The sequence below is a fragment of the Streptomyces sp. NBC_01669 genome (assembly GCF_026339735.1).
Taxonomy (GTDB): domain Bacteria; phylum Actinomycetota; class Actinomycetes; order Streptomycetales; family Streptomycetaceae; genus Streptomyces; species Streptomyces yanii.
This window is the reverse complement of sequence record NZ_JAPEQG010000001.1, coordinates 5,201,637-5,217,638: the sequence shown is the minus strand read 5'-3', so window position 1 is coordinate 5,217,638 and position 16,002 is coordinate 5,201,637. Positions and strand designations below refer to the sequence as shown.

Genomic DNA, 16,002 nt, shown 5'->3' with positions numbered 1-16,002 from the left:
TCGCCACACTCGCGCAGAACCTACGTTTCATCCGAGAGAATTGTCCAGTGATGGTGATGCGATCGTCAGCGATGCACGCCGTCCGGGTCCGGACCCCGAACCCCGGTGTTCGAGAATGGACCCCGCCCCGGGCGCACCCGCCCCGGGCTGTCGAGCCGAGGGGAACCGCTCAGGTGGATCTGGACCACACCGATCTGGCCGTCGTCCGCGAACTGCAGACGGACGGCCGCCTGACGTACGAGACGCTGGCGCAGCGCGTCGGCCTCTCCCGTCCCGCCACCCGCGCCCGGGTGCAGCGGCTGCTCGCGGGGGGCGGTGTGCGGGTGGTGGCCGTCGTGCATCCCGCCGTACGGGAGCTGACCGCATCGGCCCACCTGTCGATCGGCGCGACCGGCCCGGCCGAGCCGGTGGCCCGCACGATCGCCGCCATGCCGCAGGCACCGTTCGTCACACTCACCGCGGGCAGCCGCGCCATCATGGCGGAACTGCGCACCAAGGGACTGGCCGAACTGGACCGGGCCGTGGAGTCCATCCGCTCCCTGAAGGGTGTGGACGTGGTGGATCCACTGATCTCCCTGGAGCACCTCAAGGATCCGTATCTGCTGGCGAGCCGGCCCGAGGTGCCGGAGCTGGACGAGACGGACCGGCTGATCCTGGACGAGCTGGAGCGCGACGGGCGGCTGCCCTTCGCGGAACTCGCCGAGCGCGTGGGTCTCTCACCCGGCGCCGCCCGCGCCCGCACGCTGCGCCTCCTCGACGGCGGTGTCGCCAAGGTGCTCGCACTGGTGCGCCCGGAGCTGCTGGGGCTGGGCTTCCTGTGCGGGTTCGCCGTACGGCTGGACGGCGAACGGGATGCGGTCGCCCGACGCCTGGCGGCCTGGGACCGGGTCTCGTTCCTCTCCGCCTGCATGGGGCGCGCGGAGCTCGTCGGAACGATCAGCGCGGAGTCCCTCGCGGCGGTGCGCGACACGCTGGAGGACATGCGGGCCTGCGCGGGCGTGCGCGCAGTGGAGAGCTGGATCCACCTGGAGTTGATCAAGGAGCGCTACGACCTCACCAACCACCCGTCCTGACGAGAAACCCTTCCCTGCGATCGCCCGCCGGACGATACGTAAGTAAAACCCGCCATCACATTCCGAAAAATTTGTGAGTGAAGGGTCTAGGCAAGGCATCGTCTGCTGCATATCGTCCATGCGAACGAATCAGCCGTTGCGGACTCTCCGCACGTACGGCTCCTCATGGACGTCCCCCGGTCGAAAGCAGGCCCCTCATGCACCACCCCCTCGACGACGCCGACCGCACGCTCCTGGTGACCGGCGCGGCCGTCGCCGCGCCCGGCACCTCCGTACGCGCCGAGGCGCTGGCCGTCCGCGGCGGCCGGATCGCCCACGTCGGCACCGCCGAAGACGCCCGCGCCGCGCTCGGCGGCCGCGCCGACGACGTCCTCGACCTCGACGGCGGCCTCGTCCACCCCGGATTCGTCGACGCCCACTGCCACCCGGTCATGTACGGGCAGGCGCTCGCCTGGGTCGACTGCCGCCCCGAACGCGTACCCGACATCGAGACGCTCGTCGCCGTTCTCACCGACGCCGCCCGCGAACTGCCCGCCGGAGTCCCCGTGCGCGGCTTCGGCTACGAGCACCGCCGGCTCGCCGAGCGCCGCCACCCCACCTGCCACGACCTGGACCGCGTCGCCACCGACCGCGAGGTGTACGTGATGAACGCCTCCGGCCACGGCGGCGTCGTCAACTCCCACACTCTGCGCACCTGCGGTGTCACCGCGGGCACCCCCGACCCCGAGGGCGGCAGCATCGGCCGCTTCACCTCCGGCGAGCCCGACGGCCAACTCTGGGACGCCGCCTGCGACCTGCTCACCGGCCCCGGCGGCGTGAAGATCGGCAACCACGGCCCGAACTTCCACCTCTCCGAGCCCGACGCCATCATGGCCGACCACCTCCAGCGCGCCCAGGACGTCTTCCTCGCCGCCGGAGTCACCACCGTCGGCGACGCCCAGGCGTCCCGCCGCGAGATGGAGACGTATCTGCGCGCCCGCGCCGACGGCTCCCTGCGCATGCGCGTCTCCGCCTACCTCACCTCCGCCCTCCTCGACACCGCGCTCGACCTGGGCGTGGTGAACGGCTTCGGCGACGACCTGTTCCGTGTCCAGGGCGTCAAGTTCTACGCCGACGGGACACTCGGCGGCTGGACCGCGTACTTCCCCGAGGGATACGCCGCCGACTGCTGCCACCACGGGCAGCTGTACCACTCGGCGGAGGAGTACGCCGAGATCGTCGCCCGCGCCCACCGCGCCGGCCTCCAGACCGCGACGCACGCCCAGTCCCCGTACGCCATCGGCATGGTCCTCGACGCCATCGAGAAGGCACAGGCCGACCGGGAGCGCCCCGACATGCGCCACCGGATCGAGCACTCGGGCCTGCCCACCGACGAACAGATCGCCCGCATGGGCCGGCTGGGCGTCATCCCGGTCATGCAGCCCCAGCACCACCTGCGCACCGGCGACGGCACACTGACCGCCGTCGGCGACCTCGGCCACCGCTACAACCCGGCAGGCCCCTGCCTCACCGCGGGCGTCCCCGTCGTCTTCAGTTCGGACGCCCCCGTCGCGCCGCCCGCCCCGCTGGAAGCCGTCTCCGCCGCCGCGACCCGGCGCACCGTCCTCGGCACCGTCCTCGGCGACGCCTCGCTGCAGATGCCCGTGGCGGACGGGCTGCGCGCGCACACCGAGTCGGCCGCCCGCGCCCTGCACCGCGAACACGCCGTGGGCGCCCTGGCCCCGGGCATGCTCGCCGACTTCGTCGTCCTGGACAGCGACCCGCTCACCGCGGACCCGGCCGAACTCGCCTCCATCGGTGTACGCGAGACCTGGATCGGCGGCACCCGCGCCTGGTCCGCCCCCGGCCGCTGACCCACCCCTTCCGCTCCTCTCTCCGCTCGCCCCACCCCTTCCCCGCCGCCCCTCCCGCCCCCGGAGGCCCCATGTCCCCGCAGCCCAGCACCGATAAGAGCCCGTACAGAGCCGCCGTCGCGGCACTGGCCGGGACCTCCATCGAGTGGTACGACTTCTACGCGTTCGCCACCGCAGCGGCGATCGTCTTCAACGACGTGTTCTTCCCGCCGGACATGTCGCCCTACCTCAGGACCCTGTCCGCCTTCGCGACCTTCGCCATCGGCTTCCTGCTGCGCCCGCTCGGCGGCATCGTCTTCGGACACATCGGTGACCGCGTCGGGCGCAAGAAGACCCTGGTCATCACGCTGGTGATGATGGGCGTCGCGTCCTTCGCCATCGGCCTGCTGCCCACGTACGCCCAGGTCGGCGCGCTCGCCCCGATCCTGCTGATCGTGCTGCGCCTGGTCCAGGGCATCGCCATCGGCGGGGAGTGGGGCGGCGCGGTACTGATCGCCGTGGAGAACGCCCCGCGCGGCAAGGCCGCCTTCTTCGGATCGTTCGCCCAACTCGGATCATCCGTCGGCGCACTGCTCTCCACGGGCGCCTTCAGCCTGATGAACCTCTTCGGCGACGACGCGTTCATGAGCTGGGGCTGGCGCGTGCCCTTCCTGGCCTCCGCCGTGCTGGTGGTCGTGGGCCTGATCGTCCGGGTCAAGCTGGAGGAGTCCCCGGTCATGGAGGAGGTGCGCAAGGAACAGGAGGCGAAGGAGGACGGGGCGGCCAAGCTGCCCGTCGTGGAGGTCTTCCAGAAGGCCTGGCGGACGGTCCTCATCGGCGTCTTCGCACTGGCCACCGCGACCGGCGGCTACTACGTCGTCACCAGCTTCCTGCTCTCGTACGGAACCGGGGACCTTCACCTGTCGGAGTCCATGCTGCTGAACGGCCTCACCCTGGCCGCCTTCCTGGAACTCCTCGTCACGCCCTGGCTGTCCTGGCTCGCCGACCGGGTCGGACCGCACAAGGTCGTGATCGCCGGCCTCGCGGGCGTCATCGTCCTCGCCGTGCCGCAGTTCATGGTGCTGGGCACCGGCAGCGTCTTCCTCATCTGGCTGATGATGCTGGCCATGCGCCTGGTGATGTCCGCGCTGTACGGGCCCATCGCATCGATCCTCGTCGAGGGCTTCGCCGCGCACGTCCGCTACACCGGCATCTCCCTCTCCTACCAGATCTGCAACATGATCTTCGGCGGCCTCGCACCGCTGGCCGCGGTCTCCCTCGCGGCGGCCGCGGGCGGCCACTACTGGCCGCCGGCCGTCATGTTGATGGTGATCTCGGCGATCGGCATCGTCTGCACGTCGCGCCTGCACCGGCTCGGCACGCCATCGTCCGACGACCGTACGCCGGACCCGGCCCGGCAGGCGGTACAGGCCGCCTCGTAGGACCTGCGGCCACACCGTGTCCTCCATCGCCGGACGGCCTTGAATTTCAAGCCCGTCCGGCGATCGAGGACACAACGGAACCGGACGGACCCGGTCGAGCCATACGGCCACAGCACTGGTGCCCCTCCCGGCACGCCCTCCCCCAAGGCCTTAAGGGCCAGGGGGGACCCCCTTCCACGTCGGCAACCGGCTGGAACGTCAGGAGATTTTGCGTCGCAAACTCCCTCCGACCACCAGCTTCATCATCTCCGAAGGGGTCGTGCTGGCTCCCCTGGGTGGTGCAGTCGTGTACGAGGAGACGCTCCGCCACCTGCGGGCATGCGCCGATCTCCCCGGCTTCACGCTCCAGGTCATGCCGCTGGCCCGGACGAATCACGCGGCGCTCGACGGACCTTTCATCCTGGTGGAAACACCGGACTATCAGCGCATCGCCTACACGGAAACACAGCGCGGCAGCCAGCTCATCTCTGATCCGAATGAGGTCAGCATCCTCGCGCAGAAATATGCGATGCTGCGGACGCAGGCCCTCAACACCGAGGACACAAAGGGCCTGTTGAACCTGCTGCTAGGAGAGCAATGAGCACCGCACGTGAGTGGTTCAAGTCCAGCTACAGCGGTAGCGAGGGCGGCGAGTGCACCGAGGTAGCCACCCACCCCACCGCCGTCCACGTCCGCGACTCCAAGAACCCTGACGGCCCCATCTTCACCATCGCCCCCGCCGCCTGGTCGGCCTTCGCCGGCTTCGCCGCCGGCCGGCGACTCGTCTGAGCCCACGGGAGGGATACCACCGCCATGGCTTTCATCCACCACACCACGCTGACGCCCACCAAGCTGGAACTCCTCGCCGGCTGGCTGCCCGCGCAGCCCTGGTACCGCGGCAAGGGACAACCCGAGCTGGTGAAGGCCGGCGGATTCCGACTGGACGACCCGAAGGGCGAGGTGGGGATCGAGTTCATGGCGGTCACCGACACGTCGGGGGACCAGCCGGTCACGTACCAGGTGCCGTTCAGCTATCGCGGCGCACCGATCGCGGGCGCCGACGCGGCGCTCATCGGCACCACCCAGCACGGGGTGCTGGGACAGCGGTGGGTGTACGACGGAACGCGTGACCCGGTCCTCGTCGCCCAGCTGTTCGCGCTGATCGTAGGCGAGGCAGAGCCGCAGATGCAGAGCACGAGCGACACCCCCGACCCTTCCGTCAGCGGTTGGTTCGCGGAGTCCGGCGTCACGACGCCGATCGCCTCCACGACCGTGAGCGACGACCCGGACGGTACGGACATCCTCGTGGAGACAGCATCCGACGGACGCCGCCTGACCATCCACATCAACCGCGTTCTCCAGCCCGGTCAGGACACCGAGGGGCAGGTACTCGGCCACGTCACCGCGGACGCGCCGATGCCCGACGGCACCACGGCTCGCACCGCGTTCGCCGTCGTTCACGCACACCCGTAGTCCAAGGCCCGCGCCCCACCGCTGTCAGTGACCGCGTCTAGAGTCGCGGTCATGGCGACGCTCCCGAACCCGCTTCCGTCCCTGGCCACCTCCGGGCTCCAACTCCCGCCCGGCACACTGGTCGACGAGACGCACGACGGCCCGTGGCACGAACCGCTGCTCTGGTACGCGGACGGGCCCGCGGCCCCGGACACCTGGCCGCGGCTGCTCGCCGAAGGCAGGGCGGTCGGGCTGCTCCCCGTCCTCCTTGACGGCGGGACACGCGGTGAGTGGCCCGAGAAGTGGGAGCTCAGCCCCGGTATGACGTCGTACCCGGGCGACCACGACGCCGAAGAGGTGCTGGGCGAACTCTGGGAGGAGTACGCGGAGGACGAGCTCGAAGGCGCCGCGATCGACCCGTTCGGCCCGGACTGGCCGGGCCTCGCATCCCACCCGCCCGTGAGCGACCCCGTCGACGCGGAGGAACGGGCCGCCGTGATCGCCGCCCGGCTCACCGCCGAGGACAGCAGGATGCCGGGAGCCCGCGCAGCCCTGGTGCCCACCCGTCGCAGCGCGGACATACCGGCGGCGATCGGCTGGACGGGCCCGCTCAATTACGAGAACGACGTGGCGCGGCTCTGCGCGGTGCTCCGGTCCTGGGAGGACCGCTTCGGCATACGGGTCGTGGCGCTCGGCTTCGACCACCTGACCGTCTCGGTGGCCACACCGCCCACCACCGTCGACGAGGCGGTGGCGGTCGCCGCCGAGCACTTCGCGTTCTGCCCGGACAACATCGCCCACAACACCCCGGACACCCTGCGCGCCTACGCGGACCAGTACGTGCTGGGCAAGGAGTCCTGGTCGTTCTGGTGGGACTGAGAGCCGGGGCCGGGACCTGGGGCGAGGTCCCGGCCCCCTCTCCCGCTAGTGGATCCTGAAACTGTCGACGATCATGTAGTCGCCCGTCTTCATGACGCCCTTGAGGGTGTGGATTCCGGGTGTCAGCCCGGTCCTGCTGAAGACGGTCTTCTGGTGCACGCGAGTGGCGTTGTAGTTGTCGACCGTGCCGACGGACCGGCCGTCGAGGAAGAGCTCGACCTCGCCCTCGTCGGTGTTGACCTGGGTGATGAGGTCGATCGCGGTGCCGTTGAAGGCGAGCTCGAAGGAGTCGCCCGCGGCCTGCGTGGCATGCACGTCGTCGGCCCATCCACCGGCCCCGCCCCGGGAGCTGTTCTTCCAGTCCCATCCGGTGCCCGTGTACACAACCCCCGAGGTGTTGTTGATCTGCTCGCCGCCGACGGGCTTGCGCAGGGTCACGTCGGCCGTTGCCTGGTTGCGCCAGACCTTCAGCGGAACGTCGGTGCCGGGAGCCGCCTGGTTGTACACGAGCCAGAAACTGTTGCGGTCGGTGACCTGGCGGCCTCCGATCTCTCTGATGACGTCATTGGCGCGCAGCCCTTGCCGGTAGGCCTCCGAGGTGTTCGGCACGGAGGCCAGGTGCAGACCGTTGGTGTCGGTCAGGCCCGTGGCGGACTTGATCGCGTCGGAGTGGATCCGCGTCACCGGGGCGCCCAGCAGCGGTTCCGGGAAGGCGTCGAGGGTGTCGGTGGCGGGAGGCACGGTGGGCCAGGCGAGCGGCGGCGGCGTCGGGGAACCGGCCTTACCGAAGCCGTCCATCGCGATGTTGCGGAAGCCGAGCGCCAGCGCGGGCGAATCGGACCCGACGGTGTAGTCGAGCTTCTTCGGGTCGTCGAAGGGGGAGGCGCCCGTGAACTTCGGGTCGGCGATCACCGACCGGGTGTCCAGCCCCTGGGCGCGCCAGGCGTCGCCGAGCCCCTGGACGGTCTTCCCGTTGTTCCAGAACAGGTTGTCGTTGATGACGGGCTTGCTCCGGGCCATGTCGACCTGGATCAGGCTGTAGGGGGTGTCGGTGACGAAGACGTTCTTCTCGACGACATCGCCACTGTCCGCGAACCAGACATGGAAGTGCGCGCCGCCGTTGACGAACACGTTGTTGCGTACGGTCCGGTGGAAGCCTTCACGAAGCTTGACCCCGCCATTGAGCAGCAGATTGTCCTCGATGAGGTAGTTGGAGCTGCCGTCGTCGAGGTCGATGTCCCAGTGCGAGGAGTGCCGGATCCGGTTGTGGCGGATGACGGTGGTCTCCATGGCGTCGAGTCCTGCGTACGACTTCTTCGTCGCGTCGTCGGCGGTCAGCGGCCAGAAGCGGTCGCGGCCCCAGGAGTTGAACGGCCCGTGGTCGGACGTCTCCTTCACGCAGTTGAAGATGTCGTTGTTCTCGATGAGGTGCCCGCCCCACGTGCCGTCGTTGATGTCGACACATGCCCGGGGACCGTCGTGGATGGTGTTGCCGTCGACGGTGACGTGACGGCTCATCGATATCTGGACGCCGGAGGTCTGCTTCTCGAACTGACCGTTGTCGTGCATGTAGTTGTCGCGGATGCTGACGTCGCGGGGGTAGTTCTCCGTCTTCGGTCCCGGCCGGGTGTCGCTGATGGTCCTGCGCATGCTGTCCCAGGTGGACGGCTCACGGACCGCGTCAGGGCTGCCGATGACAGCGACATCGGAGGCTCCGGAGTGGCTGAACTCATTGCCCGAGACGGCGTCACGGCTGTTGTACCCGTCGACGAGGACCGCGTTGCCGCCCACCTGGTCGAAGTGCGAGTCGCTCACCACGACGTTCTCGGTGTTCTTCAGATGAACCGCAGCCGCTCGCGCGAATGCCCAGTCGCCGAGCTGGAGCTTCTCGTACGGCTGGTTGAACAGCGTGCGATGGGTCTGGGTGAAGGTGAAGCCGGAGAAGGTCAGATGGTGGACGGCATCGCCCGGACCGTTGCCCTCCACTCGGATCAACTCGTTCTGCTCTGCCGTCTCGACACGCGCCTTCGCGGGATCGACGCCCTCGGGGGGATAGAAGTAGAGCTTCCCGGCGGGCTTGTCGTAGAACCACTCGCCGGGCGCGTCGAGCTCCTCGAAGACGTTCTCGACCATGCGGTACGTACCGTGCAGACCGCTGCCCCGGTTGTTGTCACCGACCCAGTCAAGGTCCGGCGTGCCGTCCGCCTTCACGCCCGTGACCTTGAAGGAGTTCCCGCCCCACATGCCGTTGTGCAGACCACGCACGAGAGCCGTCGTCGGATTCTTCCAACGGGCCACGCGTTGCGCGGAGATGGCGTCGGATGCGTACCCACCGAGGATCGCCGTGTCCGGGTCGTGGTTCGGGTACCGGGCAAGCGTCTGCCGCTCCCCGTCGAGGAAGAGCCCGTCGAAGTCGAGGCCGGCTCCGATGTCGGCGACCTCGACGGCGCCCGAGTAGGAGCGCCACTGGGGTGCGAGAGAGCGGCCGCCGCTGATGACGACGCGCTCGCCGGGCGCCGCGACATAGCGGACCGGGGCTTTCGCAGTACCCGAGTCGGCGGCGCCGAATCTCAGCGTGGACTGCACTCGGTACGTACCGCCGTGCACCACGACATCGACCGGTCTCCCCTGACGCACCGCCGTACGAAGCGATGTGCGGACGGCCTTCTGAACCCGCTCCAGCGTCCGGAACGGCTTGGCCGCCGACCCGTTGGCCTTGTCACTGCCGGTGGGTGAGACGTGAAAGACGATCGGCGCCCCGCTCCGGGCGGCGGCAGGGGCGACGGGCAGTACAACCAGCCCGATGCCCATCGCGGCGACGGCCACGACGGAAGTCAGCGCTGAGGCCGGGGTTCGGCGGCCGGGACACAGGCCTGGGACGGTGCGCATGGGCACTCCTCATCGACGGTCACGTCGGGTCGGCTTTCCAGGGAAGTCAGGCATCCAATGTCTGCGCCCAACTTCTGCGAGTTGTACAGGGATTACCGCGCCGAAAGCTATAAATACATCGGATGACCGTCAAGAGGTTGGGACGCCCCGGATCGCAACAGAGCCTCCGGAAGAGCTCCGCCCGAACACACGAAGGCCCGGCCCACGGGGATTCCGTGGGCCGGGCCGCTTCGAGAACGCGTCCGCTCAGCGCCCCCCGAGCCGCTGCGCGACCTCCGTCGCCCAGTACGTCAGGATCATCTGCGCACCCGCGCGCCGGATCCCGGTCAGGCTCTCCATGATCGCCGCGTCGCGGTCGATCCAGCCCTTCTCGGCGGCGGCCTCGATCATCGCGTACTCGCCGCTGATCTGGTACGCGGCAACCGGCACGTCCACCGAGTCGGCGACCTTCGCCAGGATGTCCAGGTACGGGCCGGCCGGCTTGACCATGACCATGTCGGCGCCCTCTTCGAGGTCGAGCGCCAGCTCGCGCAGGGACTCGCGGGTGTTCGCCGGGTCCTGCTGGTACGTCTTGCGGTCGCCCTTGAGCGAGGAGCCGACCGCCTCACGGAACGGCCCGTAGAACGCCGACGAGTACTTCGCCGTGTAAGCGAGGATCGAGACGTCCTCGTGGCCCGTCTGGTCGAGCGCGTCACGGATGACGCCGACCTGGCCGTCCATCATGCCGCTGGGGCCGACCACATGGGCGCCCGCGTCCGCCTGGACCTGGGCCATCTCGGCGTACCGCTCAAGGGTGGCGTCGTTGTCGACGCGGCCGTCGGCGGTCAGGACGCCGCAGTGACCGTGGTCCGTGTACTCGTCGAGGCACAGGTCCGACATGACGACGAGGTCGTCACCGACCTCTTCGCGCACCGCACGCAGACCGACCTGGAGGATGCCGTCCGGGTCGGTGCCCGCCGTCCCCCGGGCGTCCTTCTTCTCGTCCGCCGGAACACCGAAGAGCATGATCCCGGAGACCCCGGCCGAGACCGCGTCGACCGCGGCCTTCCGCAGGGTGTCCAGGGTGTGCTGCTGGACACCGGGCATGGCCGAGATCGCGACGGGCGCCGTGATGCCCTCGCGTACGAACGCGGGCAGGATCAGGTCCGCCGGGTCGAGCCGTGTCTCGGCGACCATCCGTCGCATCGCCGGGGTCGTCCGCAGCCGCCGGGGGCGGGAGCCGGGGAAGTTTCCGTACACAGTCATCCTTCGACGATAGACCCGTACACATCACCGTCTTACCGACACCCGTGCCGGAAAAACGGACCGGAGAACGGGCAGGGGCCCGGCCGCCGAAGCAACCGAGCCCCTGAACACTCCCGAACGGGCCGGTCAGGTCGTCGTACGACGCCTGCGCGCACCCGGACGCCGCTCGCTCGGCCGCGTCACCGGGTCACCGGCCTCCTTCGCCGCCTCCCGGCGCTGCGCGCCGAACTCGGCGAGCGCCTCGGCCAGCTTGTGCACCGACGGCTCCGGGGAGAGCACGTCGACCCGCAGGCCGTGCTCCTCCGCGGTCTTCGCCGTGGCGGGGCCGATGCACGCGATGACGGTCACGTTGTGCGGCTTGCCCGCGATACCGACCAGGTTCCGGACGGTCGACGACGAGGTGAAGAGCACCGCGTCGAAACCGCCGCCCTTGATGGCCTCACGGGTGTCGGACGGCGGCGGCGAGGCGCGGACCGTGCGGTACGCGGTGACGTCGTCGACCTCCCAGCCCAGCTCGATGAGGCCGGCGACGAGCGTCTCCGTGGCGATGTCGGCGCGCGGCAGGAAGACGCGGTCGATCGGGTCGAAGACCGGGTCGTACGGCGGCCAGTCCTCCAGCAGACCGGCGGCGGACTGCTCACCGGACGGCACCAGGTCCGGCTTCACACCGAAATCGATCAGTGCGGCGGCGGTCTGTTCGCCGACCGCGGCAACCTTGATCCCGGCGAAGGCACGGGCGTCGAGCCCGTACTCCTCGAACTTCTCCCGGACCGCCTTGACCGCGTTGACGCTGGTGAAGGCGATCCACTCATAGCGGCCCGTGACGAGGCCCTTGACCGCACGCTCCATCTGCTGGGGCGTACGCGGCGGCTCGACGGCGATCGTCGGGACCTCGTGCGGCACGGCGCCGTACGAACGCAGCTGGTCGGAGAGCGACGCCGCCTGCTCCTTCGTCCGCGGCACGAGCACCTTCCAGCCGAAGAGCGGCTTGGACTCGAACCACGAGAGCTGGTCGCGCTGGGCGGCGGAGCTGCGCTCACCGACCACGGCTATGACCGGCTGGTGCCCGTCCGGCGACGGCAGGACCTTCGCCTGCTTCAGGACCTGGGCGATCGTCCCGAGGGTCGCCGTCCAGGTGCGCTGGCGCGTCGTCGTACCCGCGACCGTCACGGTCAGCGGGGTGTCGGGCTTGCGGCCCGCCGAGACCAGCTCGCCCGCGGCGGCCGCGACCGAGTCCAGCGTCGTCGAGACGACCGCCGTGGCATCGCTCGCGCCGACCTCGGCCCAGCAGCGGGCCGACGCGGTCCGCGCATCGACGAACCGGACGTCGGCGCCCTGCGCATCACGCAGCGGCACACCGGCGTACGCGGGCACGCCGACGGCGTTCGCGACACCCGGCACGACCTCGAAGGGCACGCCGGCCGCGGCACAGGCGAGCATCTCCGCACCCGTGTTCCCGTCCAGTCCCGGGTCCCCGGAGACGGCACGGACGACCCGCCTGCCGCCCTTCGCGGCCTCCATGACAAGATTGGCCGCGTCCCTGAGAACGGGCACCCCGGCGGCTGTTGACGTCACGTCAACAACCGCCAGCTCGGGCGTGCTTACGCCTGCCCGCGCATGGCCGCGGACGACGCCGAGAACGTCCGGCTCGGCGACAAGGACGTCCGCGCTCGCGAGCGCCTCGACAGCGCGCAGAGTCAGCAGTCCCGGATCGCCGGGACCGGCGCCGAGGAAGGTGACGTGCCCTGCGGACAGGACCGGAAAGTCGGATGCGGCGGGGCCGGTGGGGCTCAAAGTGCTCGCTCCCCCATAAGACCGGCCGCACCCTTGGCAAGCATCTCGGTCGCGAGCTCGCGACCGAGGGCCGCCGCGTCGTCGGGCGACGTGGGGACGGGACCGGTGGTGGACATCTGTACCAGCGAGGAACCGTCGGTGGAACCGACGACACCGCGCAGGCGCAGTTCGTTGACAACCTGTCCGTCGACCAGGAGGTCGGCCAGCGCACCCACAGGTGCGGAGCAGCCGGCCTCCAGGGCGGCGAGCAGGGCACGCTCGGCGGTCACGGCGGCCCGGGTGTACGGGTCGTCGAGCTCGGCGAGCGCTGCGGCGAGGTCCGCGCTGGTTGCAGCGCATTCGATCGCCAGTGCTCCCTGGCCGGGAGCGGGCAGAACGGTGTCGACCGACAGGAAGTCGGTCACCTCACCGGTCCGGCCGAGGCGGCTGAGCCCGGCCGCGGCGAGAACCACCGCGTCCAGTTCACCGCTTCGTACAAATCCGATACGCGTATCGACGTTGCCGCGGATCGGCACGGTCTCGATGTCGAGGCCATGGCTGCGGGCGTACGCGTTGAGCTGCGCCATGCGGCGGGGCGAACCGGTGCCGATGCGGGCACCGGGCGGCAGCTGCTCGAAGGTCAGCCCGTCCCTCGCCACCAGCGCGTCGCGCGGGTCCTCGCGCGCCGGCACAGCGGCGAGGACGAGACCCTCGGGCTGCGCGGTCGGCAGGTCCTTCAGCGAGTGGACGGCGAAGTCCACCTCGCCGCGCAGCAGCGCCTCGCGCAGCGCCGCGACGAACACGCCGGTGCCGCCGATCTGCGCGAGGTGCTCGCGGGAGACATCTCCGTACGTGGTGATCTCGACGAGCTCGACGGCGCGCCCGGTCACCTCGCTGACCGCGTCGGCGACGAGGCCGGACTGCGCCATGGCGAGTTTGCTGCGCCGGGTGCCCAGCCGGAGCGGCGCGTCGGTCTGCGCGCGCTGGGATGAGTTGTCGGTCATGACCGCCCTCTATTCGGGTCGTTCAGGTCTGCCCGGGAGACGGCGGCGACCGTCTGCGGGTCGAGGTCGAAGAGTTCCCGCAGCGCATCGGCGTACCCGGCGCCGCCGGGCTCACTGGCGAGCTGCTTGACCCGCACGGTGGGCGCGTGCAGGAGCTTGTCGACGACGCGGCGCACGGTCTGCGTGATCTCGGCGCGCTGCTTCTCGTCCAGGTCGGGGAGGCGTCCGTCGAGCCGTGCGATCTCGCCGGCCACCACATCGGCGGCCATCGTGCGCAGGGCGACGACGGTCGGCGTGATGTGGGCGGCGCGCTGGGCGGCACCGAACGCGGCGACCTCGTCGGCGACGATGGTGCGCACCTGGTCCACATCAGCGGCCATCGGGGCGTCCGCGGACGCCTCGGCGAGCGACTCGATGTCGACGAGGCGTACACCGTCGAGGCGCGTCGAGGCGCCGTCGATGTCGCGCGGCATCGCGAGGTCGAGCAGGGCGAGCCTGACCGGTCCGGCGGACTGGGACTGCGCGGGCACGGTGGCCCGGCGGACGGCCTGTACCTGCACGGTCGTGGTGGCGGAGCCGTTCTCCACCCACGCGGCGTGCTGATCCAGGTCGGCGGCGGGCGCGGCGGGCGCCGGGGGCGCGGTGACGGCCCCGTCGAAGGGCAGCCCGAGCGCTCCGGCGACGGCTTCGGCGGTCAGCACGAGACCGGTCGCACCGGTGCAGGAGACGACGACATCGGCACGTGTCAGTTCGTCGGAGACCGCGGCCATCTCCACGGCGCGGGCAGTCACTCCCGTACCGCCGGGCTGATGCAGGATCTCGACGAGTCGGTCGGCGCGGGCCCGGGTCCGGTTGGCGACGACGATCTCGGCGACACCGGTACGAGCCAGCGTGGCGGCGGCCAGCGAGGACATCGAACCGGCGCCGATCACCAGGGCACGCTTGCCCTTCGCCCAGACGGCGACATCGACGCCGTCGGCGAGCTGCTGCAGACCGAAGGTGACGAGCGACTGCCCGGCCCGGTCGATCCCGGTCTCGCTGTGGGCACGCTTGCCGACCCGCAGGGCCTGCTGGAACAGGTCGTTCAGCAGCCGGCCGGCGGTGTGGAGCTCCTGCCCCAGCGCCAGCGCGTCCTTGATCTGGCCGAGGATCTGGCCCTCGCCGACAACCATCGAGTCCAGCCCGCACGCCACCGAGAAGAGGTGGTGGACGGCCCGGTCCTCGTAGTGCACATAGAGATACGGAGTGAGCTCGTCCAGCCCCACCCCGCTGTGCTGGGCGAGGAGAGTGGACAGCTCGGCGACACCCGCGTGGAACTTGTCCACGTCGGCGTACAGCTCGATGCGGTTGCATGTGGCCAGGACGGCGGCCTCGGCCGCGGGCTCCGCGGCAAGGACGTCCTGCAGCAGCTTGGCCTGCGTCCCGGCAGCCAGCGAGGCCCTCTCCAGTACGGAGACGGGGGCGCTGCGGTGGCTCAGCCCTACGACAAGAAGACTCATGCCGGCATCACGGCGGGAACGTCCCCGTCGGGTCCCTTCCGGCTGCTGTCCGTGGCGGCGCGCACGGGCGGCGCGGCCGGGTCGACGCTGCTCCCGCCGACGGCTTCCTCGCCCGCCTTCCGCTGCTCGTGGAAGGCAAGGATCTGGAGCTCGATCGACAGGTCGACCTTGCGGACGTCGACGCCGTCGGGCACGGAGAGCACCGTCGGCGCGAAGTTCAGGATGGAGGTCACGCCCGCGGCGACGAGCCGGTCGCAGACCTGCTGCGCGGCACCGGCCGGGGTCGAGATGACACCGATCGACACGCCGTTGTCGCTGACGATCTTCTCCAGCTCGTCGGCGTGCTGGACGGGGATCCCGGCGACGGGCGTACCGGCCATCGCGGGGTCGGCGTCGATCAGCGCGGCGACCCGGAAGCCACGGGAGGCGAAGCCGCCGTAGTTGGCGAGCGCGGCGCCGAGGTTACCGATACCGACGATGACGACCGGCCAGTCCTGGGTGAGCCCGAGCTCGCGGGAGATCTGGTAGACGAGATACTCGACGTCGTACCCGACGCCGCGCGTCCCGTACGACCCGAGGTAGCTGAAGTCCTTGCGCAGCTTGGCGGAGTTGACCCCCGCCGCCGCGGCGAGTTCCTCGGACGAGACCGTGGGGACCGAGCGCTCGGAGAGCGCGGTCAGTGCGCGGAGATACAGCGGAAGCCGGGCGACGGTGGCCTCGGGAATTCCTCGGCTACGGGTCGCCGGTCGGTGAGTTCGGCCAGTTGCCACGGTGCTCCTGCGGGATGAGCGGGGCTGCAGGCGGCCATATGTTCCAAGACCGCCCCGTCGAATGCAGGCTATGTCTTTGTGAACGCGTGCACAAAGATGGTGTCCGTTTTGTCCGGTCAAAGTGACCGGGGTCACGCACATCCGTCGCGCGATCCCGGAACCATG

Annotated in this window: 12 protein-coding genes and 1 pseudogene; 7 read left to right on the top strand and 6 right to left on the bottom strand. The window is 70.2% G+C overall.

Annotation, left to right across the window (positions count from 1 at the left end):
- Positions 1-173: 173 nt before the first annotated feature.
- From OG972_RS23420 to OG972_RS23390, 7 genes and pseudogenes are all read left to right on the top strand, one after another.
- On the top strand, positions 174-1,073 hold the full coding sequence (locus tag OG972_RS23420; protein ID WP_266984476.1) for an Lrp/AsnC family transcriptional regulator: 900 nt from the start codon (positions 174-176) through the stop codon (positions 1,071-1,073).
- A gap of 197 nt (positions 1,074-1,270) precedes the next feature.
- The gene (locus OG972_RS23415) at positions 1,271-2,926 is read left to right on the top strand and encodes an amidohydrolase (RefSeq protein WP_266984474.1); all 1,656 of its coding nucleotides are present in this window, start codon (positions 1,271-1,273) and stop codon (positions 2,924-2,926) included.
- Between the two features lie 71 nt (positions 2,927-2,997).
- Positions 2,998-4,347, top strand: coding sequence for an MFS transporter (locus tag OG972_RS23410; RefSeq protein WP_266984472.1), 1,350 nt, complete (start codon positions 2,998-3,000; stop codon positions 4,345-4,347).
- 187 nt (positions 4,348-4,534) lie between these two features.
- A pseudogene (locus tag OG972_RS23405) lies at positions 4,535-4,927 on the top strand (DUF5753 domain-containing protein); the annotation flags it as partial.
- On the top strand, positions 4,924-5,115 hold the full coding sequence (locus OG972_RS23400) for a DUF397 domain-containing protein (RefSeq protein WP_266984471.1): 192 nt from the start codon (positions 4,924-4,926) through the stop codon (positions 5,113-5,115). The pseudogene OG972_RS23405 and the gene OG972_RS23400, both read left to right, overlap by 4 nt.
- A 24-nt stretch (positions 5,116-5,139) precedes the next feature.
- Positions 5,140-5,799: a 1,4-alpha-glucan branching protein gene (locus OG972_RS23395; protein ID WP_266984470.1), complete on the top strand. Its 660-nt coding sequence runs from the start codon at positions 5,140-5,142 to the stop codon at positions 5,797-5,799.
- Between the two features lie 51 nt (positions 5,800-5,850).
- Positions 5,851-6,657 (top strand): DUF4253 domain-containing protein, encoded by an 807-nt coding sequence (locus OG972_RS23390; RefSeq protein WP_266984469.1) that lies wholly within the window; start codon positions 5,851-5,853, stop codon positions 6,655-6,657.
- A 45-nt stretch (positions 6,658-6,702) separates the two neighbouring features.
- On the opposite strand, the gene OG972_RS23385 is transcribed toward OG972_RS23390, so the two are convergent.
- The 6 genes from OG972_RS23385 to OG972_RS23360 form a co-directional block, all read right to left on the bottom strand.
- Positions 6,703-9,546 (bottom strand): PDZ domain-containing protein, encoded by a 2,844-nt coding sequence (locus tag OG972_RS23385; protein ID WP_266984467.1) that lies wholly within the window; start codon positions 9,544-9,546, stop codon positions 6,703-6,705.
- Between the two features lie 246 nt (positions 9,547-9,792).
- Positions 9,793-10,791 carry a porphobilinogen synthase gene (hemB, locus tag OG972_RS23380; RefSeq protein ID WP_266984465.1) on the bottom strand — a complete coding sequence of 333 codons (999 nt, stop codon included), beginning with the start codon at positions 10,789-10,791 and terminating at the stop codon, positions 9,793-9,795.
- Positions 10,792-10,917: 126 nt separating this feature from the next.
- Positions 10,918-12,585 carry a bifunctional uroporphyrinogen-III C-methyltransferase/uroporphyrinogen-III synthase gene (locus tag OG972_RS23375; protein ID WP_266984463.1) on the bottom strand — a complete coding sequence of 556 codons (1,668 nt, stop codon included), beginning with the start codon at positions 12,583-12,585 and terminating at the stop codon, positions 10,918-10,920.
- Positions 12,582-13,568, bottom strand: coding sequence for a hydroxymethylbilane synthase (gene hemC, locus OG972_RS23370; protein ID WP_266984461.1), 987 nt, complete (start codon positions 13,566-13,568; stop codon positions 12,582-12,584). Before hemC ends, OG972_RS23375 begins: the two co-directional genes overlap by 4 nt.
- Positions 13,565-15,067, bottom strand: a complete 1,503-nt coding sequence (locus tag OG972_RS23365; RefSeq protein WP_266984459.1) for a glutamyl-tRNA reductase — start codon at positions 15,065-15,067, stop codon at positions 13,565-13,567. Before OG972_RS23365 ends, hemC begins: the two co-directional genes overlap by 4 nt.
- Positions 15,064-15,837: a redox-sensing transcriptional repressor Rex gene (locus OG972_RS23360; protein ID WP_266984457.1), complete on the bottom strand. Its 774-nt coding sequence runs from the start codon at positions 15,835-15,837 to the stop codon at positions 15,064-15,066. Before OG972_RS23360 ends, OG972_RS23365 begins: the two co-directional genes overlap by 4 nt.
- Positions 15,838-16,002: the final 165 nt, after the last annotated feature.

What these genes read in the sequence shown, in the direction of transcription:
- OG972_RS23415 (WP_266984474.1), top strand. Translation starts at nt 1,271, where the DNA reads ATGCACCACCCCCTCGACGACGCCGACCGCACGCTCCTGGTGACCGGC.
- OG972_RS23410 (WP_266984472.1), top strand. Translation starts at nt 2,998, where the DNA reads ATGTCCCCGCAGCCCAGCACCGATAAGAGCCCGTACAGAGCCGCCGTC.
- OG972_RS23400 (WP_266984471.1), top strand. Translation starts at nt 4,924, where the DNA reads ATGAGCACCGCACGTGAGTGGTTCAAGTCCAGCTACAGCGGTAGCGAG.
- OG972_RS23395 (WP_266984470.1), top strand. Translation starts at nt 5,140, where the DNA reads ATGGCTTTCATCCACCACACCACGCTGACGCCCACCAAGCTGGAACTC.
- OG972_RS23390 (WP_266984469.1), top strand. Translation starts at nt 5,851, where the DNA reads ATGGCGACGCTCCCGAACCCGCTTCCGTCCCTGGCCACCTCCGGGCTC.
- OG972_RS23385 (WP_266984467.1), bottom strand. Translation starts at nt 9,546, where the DNA reads ATGCGCACCGTCCCAGGCCTGTGTCCCGGCCGCCGAACCCCGGCCTCA.
- hemB (WP_266984465.1), bottom strand. Translation starts at nt 10,791, where the DNA reads ATGACTGTGTACGGAAACTTCCCCGGCTCCCGCCCCCGGCGGCTGCGG.
- hemC (WP_266984461.1), bottom strand. Translation starts at nt 13,568, where the DNA reads ATGACCGACAACTCATCCCAGCGCGCGCAGACCGACGCGCCGCTCCGG.
- OG972_RS23365 (WP_266984459.1), bottom strand. Translation starts at nt 15,067, where the DNA reads ATGAGTCTTCTTGTCGTAGGGCTGAGCCACCGCAGCGCCCCCGTCTCC.